The organism is Mucilaginibacter gracilis (assembly GCF_003633615.1).
Lineage (GTDB): Bacteria > Bacteroidota > Bacteroidia > Sphingobacteriales > Sphingobacteriaceae > Mucilaginibacter > Mucilaginibacter gracilis.
In genome coordinates, this window is sequence record NZ_RBKU01000001.1 from 4,101,442 (window position 1) to 4,115,538 (window position 14,097).

Annotated in this window: 12 protein-coding genes; 5 read left to right on the forward strand and 7 right to left on the reverse strand. The window is 37.8% G+C overall.

What is annotated here, in order from left to right; all coding sequences use genetic code 11:
- Position 1 precedes the first annotated feature (1 nt).
- A complete protein-coding gene (locus BDD43_RS18260) occupies positions 2 to 1,102 on the forward strand; it encodes a glycosyltransferase family 4 protein (protein ID WP_121199022.1) in 1,101 nt (366 codons plus the stop codon).
- Here BDD43_RS18260 and BDD43_RS18265 read toward each other — a convergent pair.
- From BDD43_RS18265 to BDD43_RS18280, 4 genes are all read right to left on the reverse strand, one after another.
- Positions 1,036 to 2,151 (reverse strand): glycosyltransferase family 4 protein, encoded by a 1,116-nt coding sequence (locus tag BDD43_RS18265; protein ID WP_121199023.1) that lies wholly within the window; start codon positions 2,149 to 2,151, stop codon positions 1,036 to 1,038. The two genes, BDD43_RS18260 and BDD43_RS18265, sit on opposite strands and share 67 nt — an antisense overlap.
- 28 nt (positions 2,152 to 2,179) lie before the next feature.
- Positions 2,180 to 2,713, reverse strand: coding sequence for a hypothetical protein (locus BDD43_RS18270; RefSeq protein ID WP_121199024.1), 534 nt, complete (start codon positions 2,711 to 2,713; stop codon positions 2,180 to 2,182).
- Positions 2,714 to 2,887: 174 nt separating this feature from the next.
- Complete coding sequence (locus tag BDD43_RS18275) at positions 2,888 to 3,511, reverse strand: carbonic anhydrase family protein (protein ID WP_121199025.1); 624 nt, start codon at positions 3,509 to 3,511, stop codon at positions 2,888 to 2,890.
- A gap of 22 nt (positions 3,512 to 3,533) precedes the next feature.
- Entirely contained in the window at positions 3,534 to 4,427 is an 894-nt protein-coding gene (locus BDD43_RS18280; RefSeq protein WP_121199026.1) for a bestrophin family protein, read from the reverse strand.
- Between the two features lie 122 nt (positions 4,428 to 4,549).
- Between BDD43_RS18280 and BDD43_RS18285 the strand changes: the two genes are divergently transcribed.
- Positions 4,550 to 5,221, forward strand: a complete 672-nt coding sequence (locus BDD43_RS18285) for a TetR/AcrR family transcriptional regulator (RefSeq protein ID WP_121199027.1) — start codon at positions 4,550 to 4,552, stop codon at positions 5,219 to 5,221.
- A gap of 51 nt (positions 5,222 to 5,272) precedes the next feature.
- On the opposite strand, the gene BDD43_RS18290 is transcribed toward BDD43_RS18285, so the two are convergent.
- Positions 5,273 to 6,013, reverse strand: a complete 741-nt coding sequence (locus BDD43_RS18290) for a LytR/AlgR family response regulator transcription factor (RefSeq protein ID WP_121199028.1) — start codon at positions 6,011 to 6,013, stop codon at positions 5,273 to 5,275.
- Positions 6,014 to 6,041: 28 nt separating this feature from the next.
- Positions 6,042 to 7,049, reverse strand: coding sequence for a sensor histidine kinase (locus BDD43_RS18295; protein ID WP_121199029.1), 1,008 nt, complete (start codon positions 7,047 to 7,049; stop codon positions 6,042 to 6,044).
- Positions 7,050 to 7,250: 201 nt separating this feature from the next.
- On the opposite strand from BDD43_RS18295, the gene BDD43_RS18300 reads away from it, so the two are divergent.
- A complete protein-coding gene (locus tag BDD43_RS18300) occupies positions 7,251 to 8,384 on the forward strand; it encodes a hypothetical protein (RefSeq protein WP_147425683.1) in 1,134 nt (377 codons plus the stop codon).
- Positions 8,385 to 8,462: 78 nt separating this feature from the next.
- Here BDD43_RS18300 and BDD43_RS18305 read toward each other — a convergent pair whose 3' ends face one another.
- Positions 8,463 to 8,657 carry a VOC family protein gene (locus BDD43_RS18305; protein ID WP_121199031.1) on the reverse strand — a complete coding sequence of 65 codons (195 nt, stop codon included), beginning with the start codon at positions 8,655 to 8,657 and terminating at the stop codon, positions 8,463 to 8,465.
- Positions 8,658 to 8,861: 204 nt separating this feature from the next.
- On the opposite strand from BDD43_RS18305, the gene BDD43_RS18310 reads away from it, so the two are divergent.
- Positions 8,862 to 10,478, forward strand: coding sequence for a DUF6377 domain-containing protein (locus BDD43_RS18310; protein ID WP_121199032.1), 1,617 nt, complete (start codon positions 8,862 to 8,864; stop codon positions 10,476 to 10,478).
- Positions 10,479 to 11,102: 624 nt separating this feature from the next.
- A complete protein-coding gene (locus tag BDD43_RS18315; protein WP_121199033.1) occupies positions 11,103 to 14,084 on the forward strand; it encodes a SusC/RagA family TonB-linked outer membrane protein in 2,982 nt (993 codons plus the stop codon).
- Positions 14,085 to 14,097 lie beyond the last annotated feature (13 nt).

The following is a 14,097-nucleotide window of genomic DNA, read 5'->3' on the forward strand; positions in this document are numbered from 1 at the left end:
CATGCGTTTTGTTTTTGCCAGCTACTGCTATACACCAGAATATAAGCGCCCGGAAGAATGGCTCAACCGCGTGAAATTTTATGGTGGTATTCTGGAAGCGTTGGCGCTGCATCATACCGTGATCAGTATTGAGCAAATTGATTATGAAGGAGCGCTTTTACATAATGGGGTACAATATTATTTTAAACGAACCTCTAAATTCGGAAGGAAGTTTCCGGTCAGGCTGCACCGATTCATTATGAGCTTAGAATCCGACTTTGTGTTTGTTCACGGGCTGCATTTTCCATTACAACTGTTGCAATTGCGGGCATATCTCGGTAGCCAGGTTAAAATTATGGTACAACATCATGCCGAGCTCCCGGGCAATGGCATGATAGAGATATTACAACAATTAGCAGACAGGTATATCAATGCTTACTTATTTGCTTCGCATAATTTGGGATTAAACTGGGTTAACAGGGGCAATTTGGCTTCGGTTCAAAAGATACACGAGGTAATGGAAGTATCTTCGGTATTTTATCCAATTGATAGGCAATCGGCAATTAGTAAAACAGGTGTTAAAGGTGCGCCGGTATTTTTGTGGGTGGCGCGGCTTGAACAAAAGAAAGATCCGTTGAATGTAGTCAGGGCCTTTCTAGAATTTGCAAAGATCAATACCGGGGCAAGGTTATACATGATCTATCATGTAGATGACTTGCTGAGCAACATTCACGAAGTGTTAAATGAATATGCAGATGTATCCGGCTCGATAGTTCTGGTTGGTCAACTCCAACACGACGATCTGATATATTGGTATAACAGTGCCGATTTTATTATTTCCGGTTCAATTTATGAAGGAGCGGGTACGGCTATTTGCGAAGCTATATCATGTGGACTGTTCCCTGTATTAACAGCAATTCCATCATTCCAGATGATGACAGGCAACGGGAAATTTGGGTTGCTTTATGAGGCGGGAAATAAACAAGAATTATTAAACTGCTTGTTAAAAACAGCGGAGGTGAACATACAAGACGCGCAAGTAACTATCTTAGACCATTACAAAACCGAACTTTCCTTTTCTGCAATTGCAGGTAAAATATCGCAGATAGCATCGTCGCTTTGAATAAATAAGTGCATAATCTTTTCGGCTGTTTGTTCTATCGGATAAGGCAAAACAGAGGAATGATCTGTTTGCTCATCTAATAAAAGCTCTAACACCTTCTGTTGAATTTGTTCCAAATTACTTACTGCCGAATGATGTTCTGCTATTTCATCCATTGGTTTAACAAACGATACTACCTGGGCGCCGGCGTATAAGGCTTCTAAAATAACAACACCAAAACCTTCGTAGTTAGAGGTGTGTAGAAATACCCTGCTCCGCTGCATTAACGCTAACACTTCGCTATGCGATAACTCGTTGCAAAGCAGGATGTTTTTTTCCAGGCCATATTTATGGATGAGCTTTTGCAAATTTTCTTTTTCAGGACCCTTTCCGCAAAGCACCGCACGAATATCTGGCCAGTAACGCGATATCGTTTTAATAACTTCAATAAAAACATCATATTGCTTTAGCGCTATCAATGAGCCTACTCCCAAAATATCAATGTCTTTATCAGGCTTGCCGGGCTCAAACCCCGAAACATCAACTCCCGGAGGAATGGTATGTTTAGCCATAATACCATAATTGGTGTAAACCTGCTTCCGGATAAAATCCGATAGCGCAATTAGCGAATCGCCTGTAGGTTTCATCATTTTAAAATACCGGTTACCAGGCTTTGCGTCTTGGCCAAGTATCCAGCTAAAATGTTGTATGTTGTGTTTTTTTGCAAAATAATGGCCTACCAAAGCGCATTCATCCAACCAAAAACTAAGTAAGCCAACAACGTTTTGCTGCTTATTAAGTTGTTGCAAAACACGCCAGGCGCGCGCCCAGTTCAATGCTCTGTATAGGCGCTTTTTATTTTTCCCGCCAAGGGCAATAACTTTAACACCAAACCAATTGTAAGTTATTTTTGCCAGCGGGTATTCAAACGTTAAAACAACAATATCGAGGTTTGGATATTGTTGTTTTAATGATCGTACAAAAATTTGTTGCGGTGGCAGGCAGGTGCTATCCAACTCATTCACCGGGAAACCGGGCGTTAATATCACTAACGTTTGGGGCTTAATCATGAGTTGCTAATGCCTGTTTTATATTTACTTACAGTTTAAAGCCGTAGGCTATGCGTAAACCAAATATGCCATAATTGTTTTGCTGCCCGGTTAAACTCTCAAAATGGAAGCCTACATCCCAATGTTTATCGCCATAGCCAAAGCCCGGGGATAATAGTAATTTTTTTTGGCCGCCGCTAAAGCCCTGCTGGGTAACTTCTACACCAACACCGGCTTCTGCATTAATGTAAAAATTAGGTATAAAAAACTCTTTTAGCCCTGCCTTAACCGGGCCAACGCCAAAACTGCCGTACCGGATATCGGTGCCGGGTATGGTTTTACTAAAAAAGTGGTAACCGCCGGTTGTAAACGTTGCCGATAAATTGTTGGTGATGCCGTATTGTAAACGAATTGTTCCGCCTAAAGTAAAGGCTGTATAGGTGGATTGTGTTGTGGTTGGTAAACCCGGCTCTAATCCCAAACTCAAACCAAAGGTTTTGGCGGCGGTTGTTTGGGCATTTACTTTAATATTGATTAGTAATAGTGTGGTGGCAATTAATGCAAGTTTGAGTGATAGTTTCATGTGGTAGTAATTATTTAGTTTGTTAATTACTGTTATTACTGTACCAGTTAACTATTGGTTGCCTTTGAGGTAATTATTTATTAATGATACTGTATTTAGGCCGGATAAAAACAGATTTTATACCCGGCCTAAATGATGTTGCTTATGGCAATTTAGCTGGCTATCAACAAGGTTTTACTCAAAAAAGGTAACAATGCCGGTTTCTACATCATACATGCCGCCTATTATTTTAATGTTTCCCTGGTTTTCTAATTCGGCCACTATCGGGCTTTCTCTTCTTATCCGGTCAATTGTTAAACGTACATGTATATCGGTAACTTTATTTACAAATTCGGCATTGGTGCCGGTTCTGTTTCCGGTAATTGTTTGTTCGCTAACAATTGCAGGTTGAATTTTATTGAGCAAGGTGGTTAAGTTTCCCAATTCTACATGGTTGCAGGCACCAACAATTGCCCCGCATTTGGTATGACCGAGCACTATAATAATTTTGGTGCCAACAACCTTGGTGGCGAACTCCATACTGCCCAGAATATCTTCATTTAATATGTTTCCGGCAATACGGATGCTGAACACGTCGCCAAGCCCCTGGTCGAAAATAAGTTCGGCCGACGTGCGGCTGTCTATGCAACTTAAAATAGTAGCAAAAGGAAATTGGCCCGCCGAAGTTTCGTTTACCTGCTGTAAAAGGTTGCGGTTAGCTTTTAAATTATTTACAAAGCGTTGGTTACCTTCTTTCAAAATTTGCAAAGCCGTTGCCGGGTTTAAGCTACCTTGAGTTTCTTTTGATTGTGTACGCATAACTTTTAAAGTTGAATTGGTGTTAGAGTGAATAAAAACTTTGTGGCTGTAAGGGTTGGGGTACCTCTGTTTCGCCTAATAGTTGTTTAATGTTAATTTCAATGTTTGTAGCAATTGTTGTCATCGCTGTATCTGTAGGGCGGTTACTAAATGGATCTTGCAGGTGAGTGGCCGATTTTTCTAAAAGAAAAAAGGCCGACGAGATTACCAATAGTAACGGGATTTCAAAAAAACTATCAATATCAATTAAAGCGATAGCAAGCGTTACCACAAAAATGTAAATAAAAAAGTGCAAAAATAAACGATAGGTTTGCGGAAACACGGTGCTTTTAATGCGCTCGGCCATGCCCATCGCATTAGAAAAATTAACTAATGTGCTATTGATTTGGATATGACTGAATAGCTCTAAACTCCCGCTATCTTTTAGGTCGGTAATTTGCAATGCATTTAACTGCAAAAGTGCCAAAGGCTTATTATTGTGCTTTTTAATTTTATCCAAATCGGTTGCCGAAATATAATTGCTCAAATTTTTTAAAGCATCCAGGCCGCGCAAGGTTTGCCCTAAACTGTAGCACCACGCAATTTGGCGGTAAGCAATTTGTTTAATTTCCTTTTCTTTTTCTTTAGCAACAAACGATTGTAGTTGAAGCACAAAGCTGCGGCTTTCGTTCACAATGCTTCCCCACACTTTGCGGGCCTCCCACCATCTATCGTAAGACTGATTGATTTTAAAAGATAGAATTACCGAAATAGCCGTACCGATGAAGGCCGGGATAGCGATGGGCATTGCCGGTATCAGGTTTTTGTATTTAGCCGTTAAATAATTTACCAACAGCCCAACAACCAGTACATACAATACCTCCAACCATATTTTTTGGAGTATATACGAAACAGGGATTCGTTTTTTAAGAAGCATAAATTTGTTTAATTACAAAACGAAGTTATAAAACTATTTACAATAATAGTATTGCTATTGTAAATAGTGAAAATGGAGTTTTGTTTTACTAAATTGCTATCTTTGTTAAAAGTTTGGGATTTATGGAATTTCAGGTAAAGTTTGCTATCAACGAAAAGATATTTTTACGTAACCCCGAAACGAGTGAGGTTGGCAAGCTGATGGTGAAAAAAGCGATTGACCTGATATATGAGTTGGGCTTTGAACAGTTTACTTTTAAAAAATTAGCTACCGAAATAAGCTCGACCGAGGCTACCATATACCGCTACTTTGAAAACAAACACCGCTTGTTACTTTATATACTGAATTGGTATTGGTGCTATATGGAGTTTTTAGTAACGTTTAAATTAGAAAACGTTACCGATAAAAAAGAACAGTTAAAAATTATTGTAAAATTATTAACCCATGAGTTTGCCCAAAGTGCCAATCAGTTTGATTACAATAAAAAGTACCTCAATCAAATTGTTATATCCGAAAGCAGTAAGGTGTATTTGGTGAAGGATGTGGCAGAAATAAATAAAGACGAAGTATTTAAACCCTATAAAGACTTATGCGCAAAAATTGCCGAAGTGATTACCTCTTATAATCCTGCCTACAAATTCCCGCGGTCGTTAAGTACTACGTTGATAGAAACCTCTCATCATCAGCAATTTTTTAGCGTAAATCTTCCCAAACTCACAGATATATCTCCCGGAGAACAGCCCGACTTTACTACCCGATTTATAGAGGACCTCTTATTCCACGTTTTGGGTTAGCATAGGTATATAATTGGTTGGTTAGTAATTGCTTTTTTGGGAAATGTGTTGTTAAATCTCCTTAACCAGTTTCAAAAAACTATTCCGGTAAGTTTCGCCAATGGGTATGGCTTGGTCGCCAATAAATATCGTATAACCATCCACCATTCTTATTTTATCCATAGAAACAATGTACGATTTATGAACCCTTTGAAACGATTGTTGCGGTAGTTGAGTGCTGAGATCGCGAAGGCTTTGATAGGTAACCACGCGTTGCGTTTTGGTGTAAATGCAAACGTAGTTTTTAAGTCCTTCAATGTAAAGTATATCCTGGTAGTCAATTTTTAAAAACTTGTTTTTACTTTCCCCTTTAACAAACATGTATCGCAATTCATCATTAGCGGCAAGCGCTACTGGTGCCGCAGGTAAGGGTTCAATAACAGCCTTTAATTTTGTGGCTTCAATAACGCTGCATGCTTTTGCGGCGGCTTTTAAAAAGCGGTCGAAAGCGATAGGTTTTAACAGGTAATCTACCACATCGTGTTCAAATCCGTCAAGCGCGTACTGAGCGTAGGCGGTAGTTAAAATAACTTTACATTTATTTCCGCAAAGTTTTAAAAATTGAATACCGTTTAATTCCGGCATCTGTATGTCCATAAAAACCAGGTCAATTTTATCGTTTTGGATGATACCCAATGCATCAACCACATTATTGGCTATCCCGGCAAGTTCAAAATAAGGCACCTTGGCAATATATCCCGCCATCATTTTAGTGGCATAAGCTTCGTCGTCAACCGCAAGGCAGCGTATCATATTTGATGGATTTAGTTTTTAAGTTGTTTTAGTTTAGCTTGATGTTTAGCGTGGTTTTAAAGGTTTCGCCGTTGTTTGTTATTAGCAATTCAAATTTTTGTGGGTAAATCAATTCCAACCGGCGTTTGATATTCGCCAGCCCGATGCCGCTTGAATTGTCTTTTTCGCCATAAATAATTTTGTTACTTACCATAAACGATAACCGGCTCTCAATCACTTTGAGGTGAATTTTTACGGGCCGCTGCTCATTATTGATAACCCCATGCTTAAATGCGTTTTCTACAAATGGTATCAGTATAAGCGAAGCTATCTTTTTGTTGCCAATATCACCTTCTGCTTTAAAATCAACAAAAAAGTTTTCTTCAAATCTTAGTTTATAAATAGCTATATAATTTTGAAGATAATCTATTTCTTGCTGCAAGTTAAGCAGGCCATCAATGCTGTTATCAAGCATATAACGCATCAATTGCGAAAGTTTGATGATGGCATCGGCCAGTTTTTCTGAAATAGGATAACTTAGTGAATATAAATAATTGAGCGTATTATATAAAAAATGTGGGTTAATCTGAGTTTTTAGAAAAAGGAGTTCGGCTTTAATTTTTTCTTGCTTCAGTTGTTCGGTTTCTTTTTCCTTGCGGTATATATCCAATAACGACCAGGCAATAAAACTGAATAGCACCGGTTTCAAAGCCCTCCACCAGTTATCATTTAAATAATGCAGTGCCTTAACCGACGGATCGTAGTTTCTATAACCCAATAGCCATAGGTAAATTACTTCTTCTATCAAATAACGGCACCCTACAAATAAAATATCAGCCAATATTAGCCCCGCAATTAATAATGGCATTTTCTTTAATTTTAAATACCTCGGGTAAACCCAAAAGAAACAAAAAGAAAATTCGGCAAAACTGGCCATCAGGTTCGACCAAACGTAAGGCTGCGAACCCCGGTTATTGGCTACATTATCTACATACAGATAGAGTACCAGGCAGGCCCAAACCAATAGGTAATAAACATGTAGCCGGTTTTTTTTCATGCATCAAATATAATAGCCTAAGCTAAATCCATAAATTTATTATCCCAACATGCCTTTTTAGAATCCGAAAACATTTTTTGCGTGCTGTTGGGATAACTGAAGTTAATATTCGGTGTTAATATAACGTTTTTAGGCATTGGGATAATAAATTATACAACACGGTTTCGCCAGATGACCTTTGCCTTTAAACCAATAACAATCATGAAAAAAAAATTACTATCCGCAATGCTCATGGCATCCTGTTTTTGTTACGGGCAAGCTAAAAAAGCAATTACCGATGATGCCCGGCTTAATAAATGCATTTTAGAAAACACAGCCTATTTTACTTTTAACGGCGCAGAACCGGCGGGAGAGGGGTGGAGCAGGCTCGAAAACCTATTTGCGCAAAATCAGTTTGTGGCTTGGGGCGAATATCATAATTCGCCCTTGTTATCGCAGCTCACGGGTTTTGCTTTGGCAAGCGCGTCAAAAAACGGATATAAAACCTGGTGTACAGAAACCAGCCCTTTTGCAGCATCCCAACTTACCTGGATTGCCAAAACAAGTAACCCTTACGATACCATTATCAGTTTTTCCAAAACCAATCATTTAACGCCCACATTTCCTTTTTTTGAAAGCAGAGCTGATATACAAATGCTACAAACGGCCAGCAAACTTAACTACCGGATTTGGGGAATTGACCAGGAATTTCAATTGACCTTTCCGTATTGTATCAGCAAAATATTTGCGGGTGTACCCAATGCCTCAAAACCCCTTTATAAAGCAGTACGCGATAGCTTGCTGGCCAAATGGTGGATGCCCGATGCTAAATTACTGGATAGTTTGAGGAAGGTTGTTAAAAGGCCGGATTTAAAACACTTAATAGATGAGGTTGAAATTTCGAGAGATATTTATAATACCGGCGATTCGCAAACCAGAGCAACGTTAATGAAACGCAATTTCTATAACTACTTTGATGCTCTTAAATCAAAAAACGAGAAGATTTTTTTTAAAATGGGAAGCAATCATTTGGCAAGGGGAATGAACCTGGAAACCAATTTGTATGATATTGGAAACACGATTTTTGAACTATCTGAACATAACGGAACCGGCTTTGCAAATGTATATTTTATGGTGAGGTATTGGAAAGATAAAGACAAGGTTATTGACGATATTGAAAGCGATGAGCATCAAAACCCTAAAGTGTTTTCCAGGTTGTACGATAGGGAAAAATGGGTAACAATAGATATCCGAAGTTTAAGACGCAGGATTAAAAATGATGGCTCATTAACTTTAGACACCTATAAGCTAATTGAAAAATATGATTATGTGGTGATATCGCCAGAAATATTATAAAATCATAATTTGGGGTATTACTTGTAAATTTAGAATATAACTGTGATTATATTCTAAATTTACAAGTATGCATTTAAGCTATCCAACGCTGAAATGGCTAATTGCAATATCATAACATCTGCCAAAACCAGGCGGTTGAATTAAAACCGATTGCTTAACATCAGAAAGCTTTGTGTTTTCAACTACTTTAAAATTTAGTTTATTTACATAAAACTCAATAGCATCATCATAATCTTTAACTAAAAGAGTAACGTGAATAATTGATTGTCTCATTCTTACGTTTGATATATGGCAAAGTAATTAATTTTTGTAAAGGTATAAATAGCATGAGCTTTATAAATTAGTTTACCTTGCAAGTTGTTACCAATATAATATATATTTAATATTAATGCCCAAATGTAATTTTCATTGCGGCTTGTAATATATTTTTTATTTTTTAGTTTAAATTATATTAGTTTGTGTTTGTAAACCCCTTTTATGCGGAGCTATCTGTTATACCTTTTATTAGTTATTCCTTTTACTGCATTTTCATCATCAAAAACAGACAGTTTGTTTGATCGGTTGAAGTACGAATTCAGTCAAAAAAGTGTTTATGACAGTCAAAAGGAAAACGCCATTTTAAAACTCAAAAAAAGTTTGGCCTCGGTTTCTAAAAGTAACTTTGAAGTGCAGTACAATATTTGCCTTAAACTTTACGACGAATATAAATCGTACCAGTACGATTCGGCATACGTTTATGCCGGTAAAATGCTTGAGCTGAGTGGGGGCTTAAAAGATAAATCGAAAAAAGATTATAGTAAGATAAAAATCGCCTTCATTCTGATCTCGTCGGGAATGTTTAAGGAAACCTTCGAAAATTTAAAAGGTGTGCGTGTTAAAGATCTGGATGTTGATACTAAAATTGAATATTACTCCTTGCTAACCCGCGCCTACTATGATGTAGCCGCTTATGATAACGACAAAATCTATTCGCCCGTTTACCGTCAGTTAGCCAATAAGTATATTGATTCGGCCATTGCGCTTTCAGCACCCAATTCGTATGATAAAATATACCTCAGCGGTTTTAAAAAGCTTAAAAACGGCTTGTATAAACAAGCTTCGCCATTTTTTTTAAACCTGCTCAATAATTATAAATTAAGCACACATCAATATGCCATAGTTTCGTCAACCCTGAGTGAAATAACGCCCGATAACAGCGAGCGCGTTGCTTTATTGGCTAGGGCGGCTATAAGCGATATCAAATCGTCAACCAAAGAAACGGTTGCGCTTTTGTGGCTGGCTCAATTGCTTTACAAAAGTAGCGATACCGAAAATGTATATCAGTTTTTGCAGCAGGCGTTAAATGATGCCGAATTTTATGGTGCCAGGCAACGAAAAATACAAATCAATACCTTGTTACCCATCGTTGCATCAGAAAAGGTAAATTATATAGAACGCGAAAATACCCGCTTCCTGATATTTTTAAGCTCTATTACGGTGTTGGCTTTGCTGGTTATTTCGTTTGCGGTAACGCTGTTTAAACAATTAAAAAAGGTTAAGATTAAAGAGAAAATCATCGACGATAAAAACGTATTGCTCGAAAAGATAAACGAAAGGCTGGTTGAAGGAACTAAGATAAAGGAAGATTATATAGGTTACTTTTTTAATGTAATATCGGGCTATATTTTGCAGCTCGAAAAACTTAAACGATCGGTTGATATGAAACTGCATGCTAAAAAGTATGACGACATACAGATATTGATTGACAGGATAAATATTAAAAAGGAACGCGATAACCTGTTTTACACCTTCGACCACGTGTTTATAAAAATATTTCCAAACTTTGTTACCGCTTTTAACGCTTTGTTTAAAGAGGAAGACCAGATATGGCCAAAAGAAGATGAAGTATTAACAACCGACCTGAGGATATTTGCCCTGATAAGGATGGGTATAAACGATACCGAAACTATAGCCAAGATTTTAGAATACTCCGAAAAAACCATTTACGTGTACAAAATGCGCATCAAAGCAAAAGCCTTAATACAGGGCGATGAATTTGACCATAGAATAATGGCCATAAAAGCTGTTGATGCTTCAAACACGCCTAACAAGTAATACCGCTTTTTTATGCGGAAACACCGCAATTTAAAACCCTGTTTTTTTACTGCTTAGGGCCTTATTTAAAACTGTTTTTACAGTGATAAAGCAGTTTTTTTTAAGCTAAAAATTGCTATGCATGCATAAAAAGATGAAATTTCATTTAAATTTTTTCATTTTGTTTAATTTGCAATTAATTGATTTTTAGTATTTTAAAATTAAAAATGGTGATATTTTTTTAAATTATTTTTAAACAAATAGTTTTCTGTCATAAGTCCACACACATTTGTATTGTCAATCAAATCCAGGCGCGCTGGCATTTAGTTTTAAAATGCATTGCACATTGAGTTGAAAAGACACAAACCAATATAACCAATTTTTATCTGTACAAATATTTCGGTCACGGTAGGGTAGTCCTGCAAGTAAACTGATTTGGTATTATGCGCTTTTGTGCGGGTAAATGTGCTGCAATAAACTTTGTAAACCTTTAAAACCAACAGATGATAAAACTTTACCCAACGTAGCACCAACAGCACTCAACATTTAAGTTGTTGAGCAATTACATTCTACAGCTTTTTTTATTATAAACCAATTATAAACACAACAAAGCTTTTTAATTAACAACAGTAAAAACTAAATTAAATGAGAATATTTTATTTTAAAAAGTATCTGCTCCTAAGTGCATTCATTTTTATCCCTTACTTATTGTTTGCACAATCGGGAAGCATATCCGGTAAGGTTGTTGACGAAAACAAACAACCCTTGCCAGGTGCAACAGTTTCGGTTATTGGTGGCACCCAGGGCGCCGCTACAGAAACAAATGGCGAATTTTTAATTAAAGGCTTAAAGGCCGGTAAGTATACGCTTGAGGCAAAGTTTATTGGTTATGCGCCAATGCAAAGCGTAGTTACAGTAACATCCGGGACAGCAATAGTTAACTTTAATTTGAAACCCGATTCAAAAAATTTAAATGAGGTAGTTGTTATTGGTTATGGTACGCAAAGTAAACGTGAGGTTTCGGGCGCGATATCCACGGTATCATCTAAGGATTTTCAAACAGGTACCGTTACTTCTGCCGATCAATTGGTTCAAGGTAAAGTAGCCGGGTTGTCAATTACCACCAATGGTTCGCCGGGCTCTGGTAGTACCATCCGTATACGTGGGGGAGCATCATTAAACTCCAGCAACGATCCGTTAATAGTTATTGATGGCGTTCCGTTGAGCCCCAATGGAATAAGTGGTGCGGCCAGTGCCTTAAGCCTTGTAAATTCGGATGATATAGAAAGTGTAACTGTGCTAAAGGATGCTGCTTCAACCGCTATATATGGTTCAAGGGCTTCAAACGGAGTATTATTAATTACTACTAAAAAGGGTGCTAAAGGTGCAGCTCAGGTAAATGGTTCTACCGAAAATTCGATAGGCACTTTGGCTAGAAGGATTCAGGTATTGTCGGCAGATCAGGTTCGCGCCTATGTTGCCGCAAACAAGCCATCACTTTCAAGTACGCTGGGTACTGCAAATACCGACTGGCAGGATCAAATTTTTCAAAAGGCATTTACAAGCAACAATAACGTAAATGTTTCTGGCTCTGTTAAAAATATGCCTTACCGTGTTTCTGTTGGGTATCTCGATCAGAATGGCCTTTTAAAAACCGATAATATTAAACGCACATCTGGTGCTTTGCGTTTAAATCCAACATTCTTTAATAACTCCCTTAAAGTTGATATCAATGCTAACGGAACCTATCAGCAATCAAGGTTTGCAAATACAGGGGCAATTGGTGCGGCTTTATCATTTGATCCAACTCAACCGGTTTATGATCCAAAATCGCCTTACAATGGCTATTACGAGTCGTACAATACCCCCGGTTTAATCAGCAGCGGCTTAAATCCTAACACACCAAGAAACCCGGTTGGCCTTTTGTTTGACGATCAAAACACATCGCAGGTTTACCGTTCTTTTGGTAATGCAGTTGTAAACTATAAATTTCCATTTTTAAAGGCTTTATCTGCAAGTGCTAACTTTGGGTATGATGTATCAAAGGGGCAAGGTGTAACATCTATTCCGGCAAGTGCTGCACAAGCATTTAATTCGTTGGGTAATAATACACCATACCTGCAAAAAAATCAAAACACAACAGTTGAGTATTATTTAAATTATACCAACGACATCAAATCTATTAAGAGCACCATTAACGCTCAGGCAGGTTACGGATATTATAATTTTTTAAACACCAATTATAATTTCCAGGCGTTGAGTGCTAATAATCAACCTCAGCCAAACTCATCTGCCCCGTTATATCCTTATAGCCAGGGCGAGTATACTATTATATCGTACTATGGCCGTTTAATTTATACCTACGATGAGAAGTACACCTTACAGGGATCTATCCGGTCTGATAATACTTCTAAATTTTCACCAAGCACGCGTCAGGGTATTTTTCCTGCAGGAGCATTCTCTTATCGCGTAAGTGACGAAGATTTTTTAAAAGACAGCAAAACTATTTCCGACCTTAAACTAAGGGTAAGTTATGGTGTAACCGGCCAACAGGACGGAATAGGCTACTATGGTTATTTGCCTATTTATTCGTTAACCACTAATGATACCCGTTACCAATTTGGTAATACTTATTACAATGGCTATACCCCGTCGGCATATGATACCAGCTTGAAATGGGAAACCACAAACACCTTTAACGCGGGTATTGATTATGGTTTCTTCCACCAAAGGCTTTATGGTTCGGTTGATTTTTACTCACGTAAAACAAAAGATTTGCTGGCTACCGTGCCTATACCATCGGGTACTAACTTTACTAACCAGTTAACAACCAACGTTGGTAATTCAATTAGCCACGGTGTTGAATTAAACATAAACGCCATACCGGTAAAAACTAAAAACTTAAGCTGGACGCTTAACTACAACATAGCTTACAATAAGGTTAGTATTACAAACTTGTACCTGGTACCTAACCCAACCAGCGTAGGTGTTCAAACCGGAGGTATATCTGGTGGTACAGGTAATTACGTACAATTAAACGCACTTAACCAAACACCAGGTACATTTTATTTATACAAACAAGTTTACGGTGCAAACGGTAAACCGTTAGAAGGTGTATTTGCCGACTTAAATGGCGACGGTGCTATTACTGCTGCCGACAGGTACCTTTATCATAGTGCAGCTCCACCGGTTACCATGGGTTTCAGCACTCAGGTAAACTATAAAAAATGGAGTTTAAGTACTGTTATACGCGCCAACATTGGCAATTATGTGTATAATAACGTTGATGCCAACCTGGCTACAGGCGGTAGTATAATCAATAACGTTGGAGTAGTAAATAACGCCACTACCGGAATTTACGGATCGGGATTTACGGGCTACAATTACCTGAGCGATTATTGGGTTCAAAATGCTTCGTTTGTTAGAATGGACAACGCGGGTTTAGGATATAATTTTGGCAATCTTTTTAACAACCACATTAATTTGCGTGCTGCATTTAACTGCCAAAATGTTTTTGTTATCACCAAATATACCGGCTTAGACCCCGAAGTATATTCGGGTATAGATAATAACACTTATCCAAGGCCGCGAACATTTACTGTTGGTTTAAACATTGGTTTAAAATAAATTTTAAGAAATA